Source organism: Acinetobacter sp. LipI_19, from assembly GCF_058242925.1.
In genome coordinates, this window is record NZ_JBZAYK010000002.1 from 75,658 (window position 1) to 96,546 (window position 20,889).

At 35.7% G+C, this 20,889-nt stretch carries 16 protein-coding genes and 1 pseudogene; 6 read left to right on the forward strand and 11 right to left on the reverse strand.

Annotated features, from left to right (window positions below; genetic code table 11):
- Positions 1-198 precede the first annotated feature (198 nt).
- The 6 genes from AC4CVF_RS21245 (at position 199) to AC4CVF_RS21270 (ending at position 7,724) form a co-directional block, all read left to right on the forward strand.
- Positions 199-732 (forward strand): LPS-assembly lipoprotein LptE, encoded by a 534-nt coding sequence (locus tag AC4CVF_RS21245; protein WP_336953546.1) that lies wholly within the window; start codon positions 199-201, stop codon positions 730-732.
- A gap of 4 nt (positions 733-736) precedes the next feature.
- The gene (holA, locus tag AC4CVF_RS21250) at positions 737-1,729 is read left to right on the forward strand and encodes a DNA polymerase III subunit delta (RefSeq protein ID WP_336953545.1); all 993 of its coding nucleotides are present in this window, start codon (positions 737-739) and stop codon (positions 1,727-1,729) included.
- 112 nt (positions 1,730-1,841) lie between these two features.
- The gene (locus AC4CVF_RS21255) at positions 1,842-3,206 is read left to right on the forward strand and encodes a MacA family efflux pump subunit (protein WP_336953544.1); all 1,365 of its coding nucleotides are present in this window, start codon (positions 1,842-1,844) and stop codon (positions 3,204-3,206) included.
- 2 nt (positions 3,207-3,208) lie between these two features.
- Positions 3,209-5,200 carry a MacB family efflux pump subunit gene (locus AC4CVF_RS21260; protein ID WP_105714400.1) on the forward strand — a complete coding sequence of 664 codons (1,992 nt, stop codon included), beginning with the start codon at positions 3,209-3,211 and terminating at the stop codon, positions 5,198-5,200.
- Positions 5,201-5,222: 22 nt separating this feature from the next.
- Positions 5,223-6,626: an efflux transporter outer membrane subunit gene (locus AC4CVF_RS21265; RefSeq protein WP_490789953.1), complete on the forward strand. Its 1,404-nt coding sequence runs from the start codon at positions 5,223-5,225 to the stop codon at positions 6,624-6,626.
- A 138-nt stretch (positions 6,627-6,764) separates the two neighbouring features.
- Entirely contained in the window at positions 6,765-7,724 is a 960-nt protein-coding gene (locus tag AC4CVF_RS21270; RefSeq protein WP_490789954.1) for a formylglycine-generating enzyme family protein, read from the forward strand.
- A 101-nt stretch (positions 7,725-7,825) separates the two neighbouring features.
- Here AC4CVF_RS21270 and AC4CVF_RS21275 read toward each other — a convergent pair whose 3' ends face one another.
- The 11 genes and pseudogenes from AC4CVF_RS21275 to AC4CVF_RS21325 form a co-directional block, all read right to left on the reverse strand.
- Entirely contained in the window at positions 7,826-8,107 is a 282-nt protein-coding gene (locus AC4CVF_RS21275; RefSeq protein WP_490789955.1) for a hypothetical protein, read from the reverse strand.
- A gap of 84 nt (positions 8,108-8,191) precedes the next feature.
- Positions 8,192-9,177 (reverse strand): annotated as a pseudogene (locus tag AC4CVF_RS21280) (DUF6708 domain-containing protein).
- A 92-nt stretch (positions 9,178-9,269) separates the two neighbouring features.
- On the reverse strand, positions 9,270-10,244 hold the full coding sequence (locus AC4CVF_RS21285; protein WP_490789956.1) for a hypothetical protein: 975 nt from the start codon (positions 10,242-10,244) through the stop codon (positions 9,270-9,272).
- A gap of 161 nt (positions 10,245-10,405) precedes the next feature.
- Positions 10,406-11,413 carry a DUF6708 domain-containing protein gene (locus AC4CVF_RS21290; RefSeq protein ID WP_490789957.1) on the reverse strand — a complete coding sequence of 336 codons (1,008 nt, stop codon included), beginning with the start codon at positions 11,411-11,413 and terminating at the stop codon, positions 10,406-10,408.
- Between the two features lie 47 nt (positions 11,414-11,460).
- Positions 11,461-12,441, reverse strand: coding sequence for a hypothetical protein (locus tag AC4CVF_RS21295; RefSeq protein ID WP_490789958.1), 981 nt, complete (start codon positions 12,439-12,441; stop codon positions 11,461-11,463).
- Positions 12,438-13,436 carry a DUF6708 domain-containing protein gene (locus tag AC4CVF_RS21300; RefSeq protein ID WP_419327676.1) on the reverse strand — a complete coding sequence of 333 codons (999 nt, stop codon included), beginning with the start codon at positions 13,434-13,436 and terminating at the stop codon, positions 12,438-12,440. The genes AC4CVF_RS21295 and AC4CVF_RS21300 overlap by 4 nt, the downstream gene beginning before the upstream one ends.
- 95 nt (positions 13,437-13,531) lie before the next feature.
- Entirely contained in the window at positions 13,532-14,530 is a 999-nt protein-coding gene (locus AC4CVF_RS21305; RefSeq protein ID WP_419327677.1) for a DUF6708 domain-containing protein, read from the reverse strand.
- A gap of 96 nt (positions 14,531-14,626) precedes the next feature.
- A complete protein-coding gene (locus tag AC4CVF_RS21310; protein ID WP_419358819.1) occupies positions 14,627-15,622 on the reverse strand; it encodes a DUF6708 domain-containing protein in 996 nt (331 codons plus the stop codon).
- The gene (locus AC4CVF_RS21315) at positions 15,622-18,606 is read right to left on the reverse strand and encodes a T6SS effector BTH_I2691 family protein (protein WP_419358817.1); all 2,985 of its coding nucleotides are present in this window, start codon (positions 18,604-18,606) and stop codon (positions 15,622-15,624) included. The genes AC4CVF_RS21310 and AC4CVF_RS21315 overlap by 1 nt, the downstream gene beginning before the upstream one ends.
- The gene (locus AC4CVF_RS21320; protein WP_490789959.1) at positions 18,596-19,453 is read right to left on the reverse strand and encodes a hypothetical protein; all 858 of its coding nucleotides are present in this window, start codon (positions 19,451-19,453) and stop codon (positions 18,596-18,598) included. Before AC4CVF_RS21320 ends, AC4CVF_RS21315 begins: the two co-directional genes overlap by 11 nt.
- The coding region (locus tag AC4CVF_RS21325) for a DUF2345 domain-containing protein (RefSeq protein ID WP_490789960.1) at positions 19,453-20,889 on the reverse strand (1,437 nt) is incomplete at its 5' end. The genes AC4CVF_RS21325 and AC4CVF_RS21320, both read right to left, overlap by 1 nt.

The window sequence follows — 20,889 nt, forward strand, 5'->3', positions numbered from 1 at the left end:
CCCCTCTCCTTCTAGGAGTGGGTTAGGGAGAGGTCATTCCCCTCATCCTAACCTTCTCCCTAAGGGAGAAGGGACTTTAGTAGAATAAACAAAACCCAAACAAAGCCCGTTGTCATTCAACGGGCTTTGATTCTAAAATGGCGTGAATTTATAAAGATTAAATATTCCATATCCAATGGAATTTCATGAGGACAAAGCATGCATTTAGTTCAACGTGTTGCTGCAGTTGTATTAACTTTGGGTCTAAGTGCGGGCTTAGTAGGTTGTGGCTTTCATTTAAAGGGCACCAATGCCCAAGCAACACCTTTGGTTTACACCAAATTACAACTAGTATTGCCTGCAAATACTGAAGATCTTGAGAAGAAACTCAGTGTTTATTTAACTGCAACAGGTGTCCAACTGAGTAATTCAAGTGACGCTTATATATTACGAGTATTAGACTACAAGCCTGTTCGTCATGAGTTAAATGGTAAATTGGTGGAAACACTACTCCGTCTAAGTGTTACTTTCCAGATTGAAGATAAACAAGGGAATCCGATTACTGAACCTCGGACCTTAAATGCATCTCGTAGTTATCAATATGATGTTGCAACGGTCAACACAGATGATCAACAATATAAATATCTCAGCCAAATTTTGATTGATGACATTGCACAACAAATGTCGCGTCAAATTGCAGCCAATCGCTTACCTAAAGCACGTACTCTTTCGACCCAACCTGTAGCGCAATAACTCTATGAAACTTGACTATTTACAAGCCCTTAAACGTGTTGATGAAGCGCGAGGTGTCTGGGTTTTACATGGTCAAGAACCACTTTTAGAACAAAACCTACTGGATGCTTTAAGAAAAAGCTGGGCAAAACATGAAGTAGAAAGACAACGCTATGATCTCAATAGCGTTTCCGACTGGAAAAATGTCTTTAATGCTTTGAATAGCTTATCTTTATTTTCTCAAAATCTTGCACTTGAAGTCCATGGCAATATCAAACCTGATGCCAATGGACTCAAACAACTTAAACACTATATTCAGCATAATGAACACAACCTACTTGTGATCATTATGCCTAAACAAGACTCGAGCAACCTAAAGTCAAGCTTCTTTCAAACAGTTGAGGCCAATGGTGTTGTGGTTGCTTTAACCGCTAATTACCCACAAGACCGCCAACGAATATTGTCAATCGAAGCAGATCAACTTGGTGTCCAGTTAAATCAAGATGCCTGGATTTGGCTTGAACAGCACCATGAACACAATCTATTGGCTGCAAAAAATAGTCTGATGCGTGTTGCAGATACCTTCCCTGATCAAAAGCAGATTGAAATTGAACATTTACAAGAATGTCTACAGGATCAATCACGCTATAGTACATTTGATTTAAGTGATGCGTTGATTGCTGGAAACTTGGCGCTGTCAATTAAAATTTTCCAATATCTTGTGGAGTCAGGCGAACCCAACAGTTTAATTTTATGGACAATTAGTAAAGAAATGCGTCTTTTGATGCAGTTGTATGAACAACCACAAAATGCCTTACAGCTCGGTATTTGGAAAACCAAGATTTCTTTGTATCAACAAGCACTTAGACGCTTAAATCCACATTCATTTTTAACTTGGCCACAACTGTTATTGCGTGTAGATGCTGCAATCAAAGGACTCAGCAAAGAAAGTCCAGAACATATCATTCAACAATGTATTGCTGAACTATGTGGAAAAACTTTATTTATCAATGCTTAGGCAAATATTATACAGAATAATTCTCATTTCGATTTATTTTAAAAAATTCACGCTTTATCCTTATTTCCTCATTATAATTTGATCAATTTTTCTCTCAGCCCAAATTATCGCTATGCCAAAAATAAAACCAGCCAAAGCCATTCTTATAGCGGTCTGTCTTGCCATCATTGCAGCGATCGCATGGTACGTGTTAAAGCCTAAAAATACACAACCTCAGTATATCACCTCAGAAGTTACACGTGGTGATATTGAAGATGCGGTTCTTGCAACAGGTGATTTAGAAGCAACCAAGATGGTGAGCGTTGGTGCCCAGGTTTCAGGTCAAGTCAAAAAAATGTACGTCAAGCTGGGTGATCAAGTTAAACAAGGTCAATTAATTGCACAAATTGATTCAGTGCGTCAAAGCAATGACTTAAAAACGGCTGAAGCAAATATTAAAAATCAACAGGCCCAACTGACAACCAAACAAGCGACTTTAGCCAAAGCTGAGGCAGAATATAACCGCCAAAAAAATATGTATGCACAAGATGCAACGTCTAAAGCAGATTATGACAGTGCCTTAGCGGCATTTAAAACAGCACAAGCTGATATTGCTTCGATGGATGCACAAATTGAACAATCCAAACTTACACTTGCAACATCACAAGAAAACTTAGGTTATACCCGTATTGTTGCACCTATGGATGGCACAGTGGTAGCCATTGTGACCGAGGAAGGTCAAACGGTAAACGCCAACCAAAGTGCACCGACGATTGTGAAACTTGCAAAATTGGACACCATGACCATCAAAGCACAAGTGTCTGAAGCAGATGTCATGAAAGTTCAAGAAGGTCAAAAAGTTTATTTCACCACACTGGGGGATAGTGAGAAAAAACGCTATGCAACACTGCGTCAAGTAGAGCCAGCACCAGAATCAATTAACACTGAAACATCAAGCAATTCATCTTCATCATCAACAAGTACAGCAATTTATTATAATGCCCTATTCGATGTGCCAAACGATGACGGTAAACTCCGAATTGATATGACCGCACAGGTGTATATCATTCTTGCTGAAGCCAAAAATGCACTGACTGTTCCTGCTGCGGCATTACAGTCTTCAAACCGTCCACAACGTGCCAATAAATCCGCAAAAGGTGCATCTGGTGCAAATTCAACTCGTTCAGCATCTGCGCCTCAAGGTCAAGCAAATAAAAATGGACAAAATACAGCTGATCGCCCAGAACGCCTTGAACTCACAGCAGATGAAAAGACTTTGATTGAAGAAGGTAAAGCTTCGGTTTCGATTGTTCGCGTTTTACAGGCGGATGGTAGTGCTCAACGTAAACAAGTTTTAATTGGTTTAAATAACCGTGTAACCGCCCAAGTACTACGTGGTCTCAATGAAGGTGATCAAGTTGTACTAGCAGATGGTTCAGATACATCTAATGACTCTGCAAAACGAAGCAATAAAAACAGTGGCCCAATGAGACTCTAAGCATGGATCAGAACAATCATCAGATCAAACCTCTACTTGAGGTCAGTAATCTGATTCGTGAGTTCCCTGCGGGTGAATCCACTATTCAGATTTTAAAGAGTATTAACCTTAAAATTTACCCTGGTGAACTGGTTGCTATTGTTGGGCAATCTGGTTCGGGTAAATCGACATTGATGAATATCTTGGGCTGTCTGGATCAACCCACATCAGGTAGTTATCAAGTCAATGGTCGTGAAACAGGTCAACTTGAACCTGACGAACTCGCGCAATTACGCCGTGAATATTTTGGCTTTATTTTCCAGCGCTATCACTTATTGGGTGATTTAAATGCCGCAGGAAACGTTGAAGTTCCAGCAATTTATGCTGGTATGGATCCGAGTGTTCGTCAAAAGCGTTCACATGAAATCTTGACTGACTTAGGACTCGGTGAAAAAACTGAAAACCGTCCAAATCAGCTTTCGGGTGGACAACAACAGCGAGTTTCGATTGCCCGTGCTTTGATGAATGGTGGTGATGTCATCCTTGCGGATGAGCCAACTGGTGCACTAGATAAGCACAGTGGTGTCGAGGTTATGCGTATTTTACGTGAACTCAATGCCAAAGGGCATACCATTATCCTAGTTACACATGATATGAATGTGGCAAAAAATGCGACACGTATCATTGAAATCAGTGATGGTAACATCATCGCGGATAAGCCAAATGTTCCCGAACATGATGATGAGATTGATGTTGTTGTCGACCAAGAACCTAAGTCAAATCGTAAAAAATCATCCAAATGGCGCTCTGCATTAGATCGTTTTGCAGAAGCCTTTCGTATGGCATTGCTGGCAATGAATGCCCACCGTATGCGTACCTTTTTAACCATGCTGGGTATTATTATCGGGATTGCATCTGTGGTCTCGGTGGTGGCTTTGGGCAATGGCTCACAAAAGCAAATTCTTGATAACATCAGCAGTTTAGGCACCAATACCATTACCGTCTTTCAGGGACGTGGCTTTGGTGATAACTCGAAAACAGCACAGTTTAAAACCTTGGTTCCAGCAGATGCTGAGGCACTCTCAGAGCAACCTTATGTCGAAGCAGTCAGTCCAACAGTCAATAGTAGCGTAACAGCACGTTTTAAAGACACAGAAGCTTCTGCAACCGTCAATGGTGTCAGTGCTGATTTCTTCTATGTGCGTGGTATGACCTTTAAATCTGGGCAAGCTTTTGATAAAAACAGTATCACTGGGCGAGCGCAGGATGTGGTGATTGATGCCAATACTGAAAAGACTTTCTTTGCAGATGGTACCAATCCAGTAGGCCAAGTGCTGTTATTGGGTAGTGTTCCAAGCCGAATCATTGGTGTGATTGATGCACAGCAAGGTTTTATGGGCAACTCAGACAGTCTCAATGTTTATCTGCCTTATTCAACCGTCATGAGCCGAATGTTAGGCCAATCCAATGTCCGTAGCATCATCGTGCGTATTAAAGATGAATATCCAACTGCAGTTGCTGAAAATGCCATTTTAAGCTTGTTGGAACAACGCCATGGCGCACAGGATGTCTTTACTCAAAACTCTGACAGTATTCGTCAAACCATTGAACAGACCACTCAAACCATGACTTTACTGGTTTCAGCCATTGCGGTGATTTCCTTGGTTGTCGGTGGTATTGGGGTAATGAACATCATGTTGGTGTCGGTGACCGAGCGTACCCAAGAAATCGGTGTGCGTATGGCTGTAGGTGCTCGGCAAAGTGACATTCTGCAACAGTTCCTGATCGAAGCTGTTTTGGTGTGTATTTTGGGCGGTATCTTAGGGGTCCTGCTCTCTTTAGGCATTGGACAGTTGATTGGTCATATTGCCAAAGGCAGTTTCCAAATGGCGTATTCAAGCACCTCAATCATTGCGGCATTTGTATGTTCAACCTTGATTGGTGTGGTATTTGGATTTATCCCAGCTCGCAATGCAGCACAGCTCAATCCTGTTGATGCACTTTCGCGTGAATAACCGAAGAATAAGGAAATTATTAATGCAAATGAATTTAAGCAAACTTGCAAGTGCCTTGATTCTTGGGAGTTCATTGGTCGGTTGTGCCGCTGTGGTTAAAACCCCATACGAGGCCCCTGCTGTGCAATTTCCAAATGGTTTTGTTTATGACAATGCAAAATCTAAACACGTTCAAGCAGATTTATATGCAGATCAGTGGTGGACCTTATTTGGTGATGCTCAGTTAAATCAACTGGTCAATCAAGTGATTCAACGTAATGCTGATTTGGCTGTCGCAGGGATTAACCTACAAACAGCCCGTTTAAGAGCTGGCTTAGCGCGTGACCAACAAGGTCCTCGTGTTAATTCTGGAGTATCTACAGGCCATAGCTTTGACCTTCATTCAGGTGATGATGCTGCCAAAGGCCTATCACTCAGTGCGGGTGTCAGTTATGAAGTGGATTTGTTTGGAAAATTAGCACGTCAAACTGAAGCATCGAAGTGGGAATCTTTAGCCACTGAACAAGACTTACAAGCGACTGGGCAGACCTTAATTGCCACAACCGCAAATTTATATTGGCAATTGGGTTACTTAAATGAACGCTATAGCTCTGCCCAACAAAGCCTAGCTGCTACTCAAAAAACCTTTGAATTGGTGCGTACTCAATATCGCGCTGGCGCAGTTTCAGGACTAGATTTGACTCAAGCTGAGCAATCGGTACAAAGCCAAAAAGCCAGTTTAAGTCAGATTGAACAGCAACGTGTTGAAACACGTACCGCTTTGGCCGTGTTATTACAAATACCTGTGCAACAGTTAAATATTCAAGAACCACAGCAATTACCGCAGATCAGTCTACCCAATATCTCAGCAGGTTTGCCGGCAGATATTTTGTCGCGCCGTCCTGATTTAAAAGCAGCCGAATTGCGTTTACGTGAATCTTTGGCGACCAAAGATGCCACCAAAGCCAGCTATTATCCTTCAATCAGTTTGACGGGGAGTTTAGGTTCAACCAGCACATCATTGACAAATTTATTGAAAAATCCTGCACTGACTTTAGGCGCAAGCTTAAGCCTGCCGTTTTTGCAATATAATGATATGCAAAAGAATTTAAAAATCAGTGAACTGGACTATGAAAAAGCCATTGTTCAATATCGCAATACCTTGTACCAAGCTTTTGCAGATACTGAAAATGCATTGTCGAATCGTACTGAGCTAGATAAACAAGTCGCCTTTCAACAAAAGAACTTGGAACTTGCGGAAAAAACAGAACGTTTGACCAATGTACGCTATCGTAATGGTGCAATTGCTTTAAAAAATGTTTTGGATGCTCAAGAAACCACGCGTAGTGCTCGTTTGTCTTTAGTCCAAGCCAAGCAAAGCCAATACAATGCTTATGTCACTTTGATGCAAGCTTTGGGTGGTAGTCCGATTAAGCAATTACCTTAAGAATGTGTTGAGATGAGAAAGCCCTGAGGGGCTTTTTTTAAAATTACCATTTGAATAACACAAACGCTCTTTCCGAAAGATTCAATTTACCTTATGATTGATTTATATTTAGTCAACTCCATAATTTAAAACAATATAATGAAACATAATATAATCGCTATTTTACTCTCGAGCTTAGCCTTATCTGCTTGTGCAAAAACCACCAACGAGACACATACCAATTCAACAGATAAAAAGTTCAATGAAAAAAATGATGTCGAGTTACAACAAAGAATTAAAACACTGGTAGACAAAACCAAAAAGAATATGATTTTTGTACAAGGTGGAACGTTTATGATGGGGGACTTCGGTGAACTCGTCAATAAAGGAAAATTACCCTTTGATGGCGATGGTCATAGTAAACCTTTACACAAAGTCACTTTAGATAGTTATAGCCTAAATACTTATAAGTCCAGTTATGAAGACTTAGACACTTATAGTGCAGCAACAGGGCAACCCAAAGTTATGAATGATCCTGATTTACAAGGTAAAAGATATAAAGATGCAGCTGCAGGGCTTAATTGGTATCAAGCACGCGACTATTGTCAATGGTTAGGTCAACAATTAAATGTGCCAATGGACTTACCAACTGAAGCACAATGGGAATATGCTGCTCGTAACCGTGGACAACAAGTGGTCTATCCCACCGATAATGGTAAAGTAGAATATGGTAAAAACTTTAATAGTTATGAACAACAACAAGCATTCACAGAAACTGTTGCAGAGAATTCGATAATACTCATCACTCAACTCGGTGCCCATCAGCCTACTCCATTAGGTTTTTACGATTTAATCAATGAAAACTTAGAATGGGTCGCTGATTGGTATGCACCTGACTATTATTCAAAATCGCCTGAAAAAAACCCCAAAGGGCCTGAGACAGGTACTGCAAAAGTACTTAGAAGTACCAATATTAATGATGAATATATGATTCGGACTGCTTTTGGCTTTACTTTTTCAAGAATGTTCATGGAACCTAAAAAGCCAAATGATGAATTATCCTACTATACTACCTCTGTTAGATGTGCGGCCAATAGCCCCAATCCAATACAAAAATAAGATTAACTATCCTCCCATTGATCTAAACGTTTAGCTCATATTTTTTAGCTATAAAAGGATTTTAGGAAATATTTATTATGCCCTAAAATCCTTAATATTTTTTAAGTCAAGTATGTATCATTATCAGATTCTGAGAATAATGGTTTATCATTAGCACTCGCCAAATATAAAATTTCATTATTTTCATCATATCCCTGCATAAGTTTGACTTGTTTAAAAATACTATCATCCTGATTATAAGCAATTTGTGGTAAAGGCCACATTTTAATCCCTTCCAAACTTGTTCTTGCTTCTATAAAGTCTTTAATCCATTTATTGGTTGGCCCAGTATATTTTGTATTGTTATTTAGAGCCAAAACAATATTATCTATTTGAAACCGCACCAAGTTTAAACCACTGGCTAAGAAGTTGATACTTTTTTACACTTTCTCTGACTCTAGTATGAGGAACGAAATACCATGGATTTATCATTTATCTTTCATCTCAAACATACTAAATTCAAAGTTATCTTTAAAGCTGATCTCCTCTGGACGTTGTTGTTCCATTTTGTTTTTAGAGATAACCTCTTTATGCCATACAGGTAGAGGCTTTATATTGAGCAATATTCGTCTTGCAATAAAATTACACACATCGAAAGGATAGGAAAATAAAGCAGGAACCCAATTATCATGATAAATGATTCGAAATGACTTCCATGTATCTCGATAACTTTCTTTTGCTCCAATGATCTGTTGGCAAAACGTTAATTGCGTAAACGGGTCAATTGTTCCATACATCGGATTAGGCTTTGGATATAGTTCTGCTGGTCCCTTATGCATAAAATGACATATAAATGACCATAAACCTTGGGTACGAAAGATACCAATCATAGGAAAACCAATGACGAATGTGTGTTTTAAAATACCATTTTCCACAATATGTGCCCTAAGCTCCCTGAGTGGTATACCTGAAAGTCCAAAGCTTGTACCCATTACGTAAACAACATCTTTCCAATCTCGCTCAATATACTCAACATCAGTTAAATAAAAAAATACCTTGCCTGTTTTTCGGTTAAACAAGATTGGTTTACATAATGGTTTATTATGATCGTATTTAAAGTATGGGCTCAAAAAACCATATAATGTAAAAAACAATAAGAATAAATAAATATATATAATAAAAGGCCTTCGTTATAAAATGGATTAATAAACATATAAGCCAAGTAACTAATTATAAAAAGAACTAAAGGTGATAAAAAAACTAAAAGGCTTAACCCTTTTCCTAATCTTGCATAAGATTGATCAATAAGCTCAATATAGTCATCATTCATTCTTAGAAAAGACCAGTTATGATTTCGTTTAAACTCATCATGAGGGTTTAACAGTACATCACCTTCATCTAATTTGGAAAAAGGTATATTTTCTTTAAATATATCATAACCAAACACATGTTTTTTAATTTTACTTTTCATCATGTAACCATTTTACTGATGCTTCCAAATATCAAGCTCTCAAAAAATATAATTTTCTTTTTAATTTTTAAAAATCAAAGTGCTTTCGCGCTCTATTATTTATCTTTCACACTAAAAAAACCAAATTTCAAATTGTCTTTTGCTGTCACAATATATGGATCATTTTCATCTACGGAATTATCTTTTTTAAGCTGTTCACTCCAGTAAAATGGTTTTGAAAAAACAACTGTAATTCGTCGCCCAAAGAATCTAAAAAACTCAGGTATAGCGAAAAAAATTGCAAATAATGGCGTCTGAAAATGATTAATAAATACTGTTTGCCAGCTTTGACTGAATGGTTCATTTTTCTCTTGAATATCATAGCAATAAGTTAATTTACTCAGAACTTCTTGCTCAGGATCATCTATTCCTTTTCTGTAATATAGTGGTTCCGGACCTTGTTCTACATAAGTTTTAATAAATAGTAAAAAACCTTCTATATGATCTTTATGAATATTCGGTGTCCCTAACTGTATATCATGTTTTATCACTTCACCATCAAGTACATAGGCATGTAACTCATACAAAGATAGTCCTGCAACACCTTGAGATTGGACTATATCAAAATAAAGATCGCTTAATTTGAGTTGCAGGATTTCATTACTTTTACTGAAAGTTATTTCTTTGTTCTTCCTATTTAAAATTATAGAGTTGTATAAAGGTTTAAGGATTTCATTTCTTATCAACGGCTGAAGCATCGTTATTAGAATGTATAAGCTTGCAATAAAAATAGATAGAGCTCCAAACCACATAATATAATCTATTTCACCATAGTCAAAAAAAATCAAATATATAAAGAAAATACTCATTACAAGTACTGGAATGCCTATTATTAAAGAATAAATAAATGACTTTCCAATCCAAATATACTCTTTATTAATAAATTCTATAAATGTCGAATTCATTTGAACAACAGAAAAATTATGATTTAAAAATCTTTTTAAGTCACATTTTTCAAGAGTAAAAAGCTTATATTTCTTTATACTTTCGCTCACCTTAGTACGAGAAACAAAATACCATGGGTTTTTCATTTAAATAGTCCATTTAGAGCTGATAGCTGTGTTTCATATTTTGCAAAATAATTATTATTTCATCAAAATTATGAAATAATTTTCTTACTCACTCTAGTGCTATTCAAAACTAATAAAATTCAAATAGAGCAATTTATTTAAAAAATTAAATAAATTGCTCTTTACTTAATAATTTTTCCAAAAGTATCAAGTTGGTATGTTGTCGAAGCATCAACAACATAGGGGTCTGTAGCATCAACTTGGCATTCATCTTCAATATTATCAGGCCATTTAGGTTGTTTATCAGCACGAATAAATTTATTCCGAGTTGCGCCTAAAATTTTAATCATTGCTCTTGAGTAGAATGATCGAATTTCACTTTGATAATCTAATGCAACGATTTCCTTACTTGTTTCTAAAGACTCAGGCTGTGCTTCAATGTTTAGACAATAACTCAACTTTTCAGCAGGTAGGCGATGAATTACACCAGCAACCTTTTTATTAAAATAAAGCTTCTCAGGTCCATTATTCATATACTCTTTGATAAACTCCCATATCTCCAATGTCTCTTGTTTTTTATTCTTACTGAGTGCAAAGGCAAAGGTATAAACTATCAAATCTTTGTTATCCTTGATAAACCCTTTGACTTCCCAAAAAGTACCTTCATATCCACCAAGTCGACTATTTAAAATAAAGTCAATTTTACTCCAATCACCTGTGAATATTTGGCCACTTACATCATAAACATAAACTTTTTGATTTATTCTGTTAAATCGGATTGGGTAATAGTTATAGCCTAATTTTTCATACTTTTTAAAATTCTGAAAACCTTTATAAAAAACGTAAAGAATACAAAAAAATAAAATATGCATTGGAGAAAAAACTACTATAAAAGCTAATAAACTTTCAGCATCACGAATTACTGTAATATAAAAAAATATAAGCCAAACAATTAAAATAACCGGAACTGCTACAAAAAAAACACCGAGCAAATTAGAATAAGAATTCCCCTTTAAGAAAAAGCTATTATTCACACATTCCATATAGGTAGAATTCATTTTTATAAAATTATAGCTATGAGAAATATTTGATTTATAAGTGGCTCTTTTGGAAAGAATGTTGTCCTTTTCTTTTGGGGTTAGATGTCTATCATTCTTATAAACTGGGTATTGTAAAGTGCCATTTAGCATAGTTAACCTATTAATATAATTTAAGATAAAAATTAATTTTAATCTTTTTATTTATCTTTCACGCTAAAGAAACCAAATTTTAAATTGTCTTTTGCTGTCACTATATAGGGATCATTTTCATCTACGGAATTATCTTTTTTAAGCTGTTCACTCCAGTAAAATGGTTTTGAAAAAACAACTGTAATTCGTCGCCCAAAGAACCGAACAAATTCAGGTAAAGCAAAAATAAGCGCATAGAGTGGTGTCTGAAAATGATTGATAAACACGGTTTGCCAACTTTGCTTAAAGGATTCTTTTTTCTCTTGAATATCATAACAATATGTTAATTTACTTTTATAATCTTGCTCAGGATCATCTATCCCTTTTCTATAGTACAGTGGTTCAGGTCCCTGTTCTGCATAAGTTTTTATAAATAGTAAAAAGCCTTCTATATAGTCTTTATGAATATTGGGTGTACCCAACTGTATATCATGTTTTATCACTTCACCATCAAGTATATAGGCATGTAACTCATATAGCGGTAGTCCCACTACACCTTGTGAATGAACGATATCAAAATACAAATCGTTTAATAAAAACTGAGTGGTGTTATTCCCATCAGAACACACAGTCATTGTCTTTTTTTGTCTATTTATTACGACTGGTAAATAAAGAGGCTTTAAAAAATCGAATTTTAAAAAAGAAATAAACATCGTAATAAATATATAAAGAGCACTACATATTACAATTATTGCACTGGTGTGTATGACAAATACCTCATCCTCTACACCATCTTTTAAAAAAAATATGCTGAGATAAATAGTTAAAGTTAAAATAGGAAGTGCGACAAGGAGAAAAATTGTTACGATCTTTCCCTTCCAAGCATAATTTTTATTTGTTAATTCAATAAAGTTAGAGTTCATCTGAACAACTGAAAAATTATGATTGATCACCCGTTTGAGTTCAAAAGTATCCAGTTTAAAAAGTTGATACTTTTTTACACTTTCTCCCACCTTAGTACGAGGAACAAAATACCATGGGTTTTTCATTTATCTTTCATCTCAAACATACTAAATTCAAAGTTGTCTTTAAAACTGATTTCTTCTGGACGTTGTTGTTCCATTTTATTTTTAAGGATAACCTCTTTATGCCATACAGGTAGAGGCTTTATATTCAGCAATATTCGTCTTGCAATAAAATTACCAAGATCAAAAGGAAAAGAAAATAAAGCAGGAACCCAATTATCATGATAAATGATTCGAAATGACTTCCATGTATCTCGATAACTTTCTTTTGCACCAATGAGCTGTTGGCAAAATGTTAATTGCGTAAACGGGTCTATCGTTCCATACATCGGATTAGGCTTTGGATATAGTTCTGCTGGTCCCTTATGCATAAAATGACATATAAATGACCATAAGCCTTGGGTATTATCCCAACCGATCATTGGAAAGCCAATGACAAAGGTATGTTTTAAAATACCATCTTCAACAATATGCGCTCTAAGCTCCCTTAAGGTAAATCCTGAAAGACCAAAACTTGTCCCCATCACATAAACAACATCTTTCCAATCTCGCTCGATATACTCAGCATCAGTTAAATAAAAAAATACTTTACCTGTTTTTCGGTTAAATAAGATCGGCTTACATAACGTTTTTTTATAATCATATTTATAAAAAGGACGAAAAAAAACAAAAATGCAAAACCATATTATGAAAATAACAGAAGTTACAATTATAAAAGTTATAATAATAGAATCATTACTATCACCACCAAGACTAAAATATAAATATAAAAAATATAATGCAATTAAAATCAGAGGGAATGAAAATATAAATGGACTCAATCCTTTCCCAAGTCTTGCATAAGACTGATCTATAAGCTCTATATAATCGTCATTCATCCTTAGAAAAGACCAGTTATGATTGCGTTTAAATTCATCATACGGCGTTAAAAGTACATCACCTTCATCTAATTTTGAAAAAGCTATATTTTCTTTAAACACATCATAACCAAACACATGTTTTTTAATTTTATTTTTCATCATGTAACCATTTTACTGATGCTTCCAAATATCAAGCTATCAAAAAATATAATTTTCTTTTTAATTCCAAAAAATCAAAGCGCTTGCGCGCTTTATCATTTATCTTTCATCTCAAACATACTAAATTCAAAGTTGTCTTTAAAGCTGATCTCCTCTGGACGTTGTTGTTCCATTTTATTTTTAAGGATAACCTCTTTATGCCATACAGGTAGAGGCTTTATATTAAGCAATATTCGTCTTGCAATAAAATTACCAAGATCAAAAGGAAAAGAAAATAAAGCAGGAACCCAATTATCATGATAAATAATTCGAAATGATTTCCACGTATCCCGATAACTTTCTTTTGCACCAATGACCTGTTGGCAAAATGTTAATTGCGTAAACGGATCTATTGTTCCATACATCGGATTAGGCTTTGGATACAATTCTTCTGGCCCTTTATGCATAAAATGACATATAAATGACCATAAGCCTTGGGTACGGAATATACCCATCATCGGGAAGCCAATGACAAAAGTATGTTTTAACAGACCACCTTCAACAATATGCGCTCTAAGCTCTCTTAAAGGTGCACCTGAAAGACCAAAGCTATTCCCCATCACATAAACCACATCTTTCCAATCTCGCTCGATATACTCAGCATCAGTTAAATAAAAAAATACTTTGCCTGTTTTTCGGTTAAACAAGATCGGTTTACATATTGGCTTTTTATAATCATATTTAAAGAAAGGATTCAAAAATGCGTATAGTGGTAAAAAGAAGGTAATCAATGCAGAAATAACGACAAATATTGAAAAATAAATAGACTCGTTAGGACCTCCACCAAGTGTAAAATACAAATATAGGATATGAAATATTAATAACAATACAGGAAAACATAAAACTAAAAGACTGATTCCTTTCCCTAACCTTGCATAAGATTGATCAATAAGCTCAATATAATCATCATTCATGCTTAGAAAAGACCAGTTATGATTACGTTTAAATTCATCATGAGGATTTAAAATTACATCACCTTTATCTAATTTTGAAAAAGGTATGTTTTCTTTAAACACATCATAACCAAACACATGTTTTTTAATTTTACTTTTCATTATGTAACCATTTTACTGATGCTTCCAAATATTAAGCTCACAAAAAAATATAATTTTCATTTTAATCATTAAAGATCAAAGCGCTTACGCGCTTTATCATTTATCTTTCATCTCAAACATACTAAATTCAAAGTTGTCTTTAAAGCTGATTTCCTCTGGACGTTGTTGTTCCATTTTATTCTTAAGAATGACTTCTTTATTCCATACAGGTAGAGGTTTTATATTGAGCAATATTCGTCTTGCAATAAAATTACATACATCGAAAGGATAGGAAAATAAGGCAGGAACCCAGTTATCATGATAAATGATTCGAAATGACTTCCATGTATCTCGATAACTTTCTTTTGCTCCAACGACCTGTTGGCAAAACGTTAATTGTGTAAACGGATCTATTGTTCCATACATCGGATTAGGCTTTGGATAAAGTTCTGCTGGTCCTTTATGCATAAAATGACATATAAATGACCATAAGCCTTGGGTATTATCCCAACCAATCATTGGAAAGCCAATAACAAAGGTATGTTTTAACAGGCCATCATCTACAATATGCGCTCTAAGCTCTCTTAAGGTAAATCCTGAAAGACCAAAACTTGTCCCCATAACATAAACAACATCTTTCCAATCTCGCTCGATATACTCAGCATCAGTTAAATAAAAAAATACTTTACCTGTTTTTCGATTAAACAAGATCGGTTTACATAACGGTTTCTTATGATCATATTTAAAGTATGGACTCAAAAAACCATATAAAGTAAAAAACAATAAGAATAAATAAACAAATATAACAAATATATATTTATAAATCCCTTCACTATAAAATGGTTTGATCAACATATACATTAAACAACCAATTAAGAAAAGAACTAAAGGTGATATAAAAACAAACATACTAAGTGATTTACCCAATCTTGCATAAGATTGATCGATCAGTTCAATATAATCATCATTCATTCTTAGAAAAGACCAGTTATGATTGCGTTTAAATTCATCATGAGGATTTAAAAGTACATCACCTTTATCTAATTTTGAAAAAGGTATGTTTTCTTTAAACACATCATAACCAAACACATGTTTTTTAATTTTACTTTTCATCACATTACCGTCTTTAACTGATCTGTTTGCTCGAAGATATCGCTAAATCTTTTCTTTTCAGTATTGGTCGATAGTAGGCATCGTTGTATCCATATTTGAATATTGTTCTCTTTTACAAAATAGGCAATTAAAGAAAGAATGATGCCTAAAGCAATTGCAATCCATCCAAAAGGATTAAGCATAAAAATCATTACTGAGCCTATAATTACACTAACACCACTAGCGGCCAAAATAAAACCATAAGTAGACTCTCCATTAAGACTTGCGTTAACCCCATTATATACATCAAAACCACCAAAAATTAATCCTGCAAATAATCCAAAACCTCGCCAAATTTTTCCTGCTAAAACGCTTCTATCATCTGTAGTGAGTTTTAAAATAAAACTATTCATTGACTTTAACAGCCGAGATTGTGACGTGATTTTATCACTTGAATTCAACAGTGCGCCCACTGCTTCTACAGTGGACATGGTTAGACCAATCACAGCAGCACTTCTGCGACCAACTTTTTCATATTTATTGTCAAAACTTTGACTAAAAACAGTACAAATTGCCCAGCCTTGTAAACCAACAATTGCGACTTTAATCATAAAGAATTTAAAATAATCTGAGCTTGGGCTTGGCTCTATGGCATCTTCAGCAATAACGCTCACATTCATCGTACTTTGTTTTTTTAATAACTCAGCATGCTTTTTTACAGCCTCTCTAAAATTTTTCGGTAAATTTTTCTCAAACTCAGGATTTACTTCTAAACGAGGCACATCGATATATTTAAGATGTTTGTATTTATCATATAGATAGTTCCAATCACTATTTTTTATAACATTTCCTAGACCATTATCTTTGCCGACGATATTTTGATGTGATCTATAATAATTTCGCATTTTCGAGTTAAAATCGCTTTTGCTCGTAAAAGTAATACGTTCAGACTTGACTTCTGACAAACTAAACATTGAAATCATCAAGGGTTGTAATGGATGAGCGGCTAAAGCATTGGGCGGTGTTAAGCCTGTGATGTTTAAAAAGGCTTTGCTGATATTCGTCAACAATGTAAATTTTAATTCTTCCGTTCGAGCTGTACTTAAAAAGCCATGAAAGGAATTGATGAAATCCCCAAAAGGCTGTGTAGCAAAAGCTCCATTTAAATTAGTCAGCGACCATTTATTAATTTGTTCATTTAACTTTTGACGAAGTCCATTTGAATTTAAAGCAAGAAAATTTAAAAAATAATTATTAGGATCTCGAGTGTTATATAAGTACTGCCCCATGTATTTATTCATTTTTGGACATAATTTGCTACTTTCTAAAACTAGATTGACACACATGCCAAGAGAAACACCATCAACTAAATTATCTTTTTCTTGGTTAAAGAAAAAATGGTCCGCAATTACGCTTTCCTTAAGAAACTCCTGACCTATTCCATCGAGCGTATCCGCATAGCCTGCCTGCACTTGTTTTTTCTGCTTAAGCGTGGCTAAACCTGCATTAAATCTATTTGAATCAATATGCTGGACATATTCTGTATTCCATTCTTGATTTTTTACTTTTTGTTCTGCTGCTTTTTGGGCTCGCTCCTTAGCATTGAGTTCTTCTGTTGTTTTTTTATCATCCCACACGTCCTCAATGAGTCCACCAATCATTGCTCCTTGCCCACCATACATACGAATTTTTTGTTTCGCTTCCTCATTTCTTTTTAATTCGTCATTGGTAAAGTAAGGATAATCATTAATCCCAAAGTTATTTTTTAACACTTCTAATGTATTTACGGTTTTTTCATCATCAGTATAATCTTCGTCACTCATCATTTGATTTGCAACTTGAGCTGAAATATCCATCACTACGCCAACAGGGTCATCAATCGCAAATACAGCGCCAAAAAGTATTCTTGCTTTTGCATCATTTGACAAAGCCGCGGTGAGCTCCTCTTTGGTATGCTCTTTAAGAAATGAATCATCCAAACTTGAGTCTGAAAATAATCTATAAGCTAAATTATTAGTTTTAACTTGGTTAATATCTTCATTTTGAGACAAAGTGTTTTCAAGTATATCTTTAGATGTCTTCCCTGACAGATAGGAAAAATACTCTGAATATGAAAATAAATCTTTTGATATATTATTTTTTAACAGACTGTTTTCTAGAGTTCCTTGACCTTTTTCGCCAGCCACCCATTCTGTCTTAGAATCTGCACAAAAACTCTCAATTCCCGTCTGCATTGGAAATGTGCCTTTTGCGTACTGTCCTGCAATAAATTTTTTTACGTCAAATTTATCCATATATTTTTCGTAAAATTCAGGTGACTTGTTTCTCAGCTTCGTTGCTTTGCTCCATGCGTTTTCAGAATATTTGAAATATACAAAAGAAGCTTCATTGGGTTTGGGTACAACGATCGTTAAAGCATTTGCTCTATGCTTAATATTCATGCAAGGCTCATCACCCTGCTCCATTAAAACTAAGGGTCTAGATGAGTAATCTTGATCATAATTTGATTCATTAATACGTTTTAAAAAACCCTTTTCAGAAATTTTATATTCTTGCCATTGATTTAAATGCTTTATGAAAACATATAAAAAACCTTTTCTTAAAGTGCTTCCTTTAAAACCATACTGTTCCATTGATGTTTCAGTTTTATGTTTAGGATAGCTATAACTAGCCTCTGTAGCTGTAACCTCAATCGTAGGCAGGGGCTCAACTTTTACTTCAGGATTATTAGTTGAATCATGACTGGATGCTTCTAAAGCTGACGCGGCTGTTGAAGCTTGAGGACTAGATGGCTTATAGGAGTTAATAAAATTAAACTTGGTTTCTTCTAAACTCGATAAATATTCATCAATCTGTGATTTTATATCTGCTATGTTATATAATTCTTTTTGATTTGCATCGTCATCAAGTGAATTATTTGCACCTGTTGATGAAAATATATAGCGATTCACAAAAATCTTTAAGCCAATATCTCTTTTACAAAAATCACAACTCTTAGAATCCATACACCACCTTATTTTTTAAATTTTCATCATCAATATTTTGTTTTTTAAAAAAATCATCCCACTCAGACGTTGAAAGCTGTTTGCTTGCTTGTTCATAGCCTTTGGGACTTTCTGTTAAACGTTGAAAAAAGTGGGTTTCAAGAAAACTCTCGCCGATTAAATCTGCATGAAAAATGGATGCTACAGCATCATCCTTGGTCAAAATTCCTTTATTTTTTATTAAGTTTGCATAATTAAAAATCTGATTTACTTTCAAAAAGTATGCTGGCAGATCCTCAGTCTTGAATTTTAACTTTTCAAACACTCTATTGTTTACACTGATTTTTTCCAATAAATCATGATCAGGCTGTTGAATAAAATCACCCTCAGATCCAGCGTCAAAGCACAATGTTTCATTTAAGAAATTAAATTCAATATTTTTAAAATATTTATTGATCCATAAAAAATCCTGACTCTCAAAATAATTGAGTAACATCCAAATTTTCGGATCAAAAAACCGATACAAATACTTCTTAGTGCCTACTTCATAGACTAAATTTTGTTTTAAGTGATCAACAATATCAGGTTCTCGAGTTGGAACACTTTTAAACATCATCAGAAAAAAAGGGGAAAGCTCTGCTTTGATCTGATTTTGATCATGTTGCTTTATTTCATCAACAAGCGAAGCATCAACTGAATTTAAGCGCAATAAATACGGAAAAACATGCTGTACATTCTTCGCATAATCTGGTGCTAAAGACTTAAGTTGAGCTTCCACTTCATAAAAATATTGCGCATTTAGATTCGGGTCAATAATGACGTAATCATACTCAATCACCTCTTTTGGATGTATAGGCTCTAATAACATTATGAAAGCTCCACAGAAGCATCACCTTTTGCCGCAGCACCAGAAACACGCATTTCACAAATAGGAAGCTGAGGAATGTCTGAATTAATCTTCGCACCACTGGTAAACTTCTGTTGCCCCGACTTCACCTGAAACAAACCACCTGTAGTTGAAAATACCCCTGAGCCATTAATCTTTAATTCAGAACCATCACCAATCAACTTAATCTCTTTCGGACTAATGATATAAACCGCGTCTTCGGTCGAAATGATTTGAATCCCTTTGCGTGCAATCACATCTGCACCACCATCTTGAGCTTGAAGTTCAACTTTACCTTTTCCAGCAAATAACCTTGCCCCTTCCTGTGCCGCAAAAAGACTGATCTTAGCACTGGCATGCCCAATCAAAGCCTTTTGTGTACTTAGGTTGATACTGTCGCCTGCGGTATGACTGATTTGCCCATCTGCTGAAAGATGAATATCTTCGTTACTGGCAAGTGCAATCGAATTAGGGGAAGCCAACATCATCACCGCAGACTTAAATGCATCTGCTTTTTTCGGATCTTGTTGGTCTAGTGTATTGATAAATCCTTTGATTCTTTCCAACACTTCCAAAGGATCAGTTTGCTGATTCTTGGCAACTTCACTTAAGGCTTTAGAGTTATTTAGGCTGCTTTCTAACTGACTTTTGGCGGCGGTCGCATCAAGATGATTGCCTGAAGCTGAATCTTGAGCATAGGTACTGAGTAGTAGACCTTGCCCTGCACGTACTGCACCCCATTGGTCTGTTCTTAGTTCAAAGCCTTCACCTCGTCCTTCACTGGTCTCGGTTTCTTTAGGATGACTCAGATTACCGAGGTTAAGTTGACTCGCACCGTGACTACTTTGTAGCTGACTGCTGATTTGGTCTGTGGTATCGTCAAATCTAAGCTGGCCATAGCCACTGCCTTTAACTTCTCGACTTTTGATCCCTGCCAGTTTTTTAGTATCAGGCAATTGGCCTTTGTCATCAAATTTCGTTGGGCTACGTTGTGCTTCATGGATACGCCCCACCACAAATGGTCGATCGATATTGCCATCAAAGAAATCTATCACGACAATCTCACCAATCCTCGGCAAGAACCGTGCACCATAGCCTTCACCTGCCCACGGGGTCAGTACATCCACCCAAGCGGAATCGGTGTCGTTGTCATTGCTCCCTGCACCACCATCATGACTGTGGTCTTCATTTCGGGTAAATAGGAAGCGAACTTTAATGCGCCCCCATTCATCGACATGGATTTCTTCTCCACTTGGCCCAACCACTTTGGCACGTTGTGGATGGGTACTTGGACGGTGTTGTAGTGGGTGGTATTCAGGAACAGTGGTGATATTACGGCGTTGTAGTACCAATTGATTGGCTTGGCGTTCTGGGTTATTTGAATCTGCTTTATTTTCATTTACCCAATTGCTTTGTTG

Coding starts and splice junctions, on each gene's coding strand:
- holA (WP_336953545.1), top strand. CDS start 737: ATGAAACTTGACTATTTACAAGCCCTTAAACGTGTTGATGAAGCGCGA.
- AC4CVF_RS21315 (WP_419358817.1), bottom strand. CDS start 18,606: ATGGATTCTAAGAGTTGTGATTTTTGTAAAAGAGATATTGGCTTAAAG.
- AC4CVF_RS21295 (WP_490789958.1), bottom strand. CDS start 12,441: ATGAAAAACCCATGGTATTTTGTTCCTCGTACTAAGGTGGGAGAAAGT.
- AC4CVF_RS21290 (WP_490789957.1), bottom strand. CDS start 11,413: ATGCTAAATGGCACTTTACAATACCCAGTTTATAAGAATGATAGACAT.
- AC4CVF_RS21305 (WP_419327677.1), bottom strand. CDS start 14,530: ATGAAAAGTAAAATTAAAAAACATGTGTTTGGTTATGATGTGTTTAAA.
- AC4CVF_RS21300 (WP_419327676.1), bottom strand. CDS start 13,436: ATGAAAAATAAAATTAAAAAACATGTGTTTGGTTATGATGTGTTTAAA.
- AC4CVF_RS21270 (WP_490789954.1), top strand. CDS start 6,765: ATGAAACATAATATAATCGCTATTTTACTCTCGAGCTTAGCCTTATCT.
- AC4CVF_RS21245 (WP_336953546.1), top strand. CDS start 199: ATGCATTTAGTTCAACGTGTTGCTGCAGTTGTATTAACTTTGGGTCTA.
- AC4CVF_RS21285 (WP_490789956.1), bottom strand. CDS start 10,244: ATGAAAAACCCATGGTATTTTGTTTCTCGTACTAAGGTGAGCGAAAGT.
- AC4CVF_RS21310 (WP_419358819.1), bottom strand. CDS start 15,622: ATGAAAAGTAAAATTAAAAAACATGTGTTTGGTTATGATGTGTTTAAA.
- AC4CVF_RS21265 (WP_490789953.1), top strand. CDS start 5,223: ATGCAAATGAATTTAAGCAAACTTGCAAGTGCCTTGATTCTTGGGAGT.
- AC4CVF_RS21320 (WP_490789959.1), bottom strand. CDS start 19,453: ATGTTATTAGAGCCTATACATCCAAAAGAGGTGATTGAGTATGATTAC.
- AC4CVF_RS21260 (WP_105714400.1), top strand. CDS start 3,209: ATGGATCAGAACAATCATCAGATCAAACCTCTACTTGAGGTCAGTAAT.
- AC4CVF_RS21255 (WP_336953544.1), top strand. CDS start 1,842: ATGCCAAAAATAAAACCAGCCAAAGCCATTCTTATAGCGGTCTGTCTT.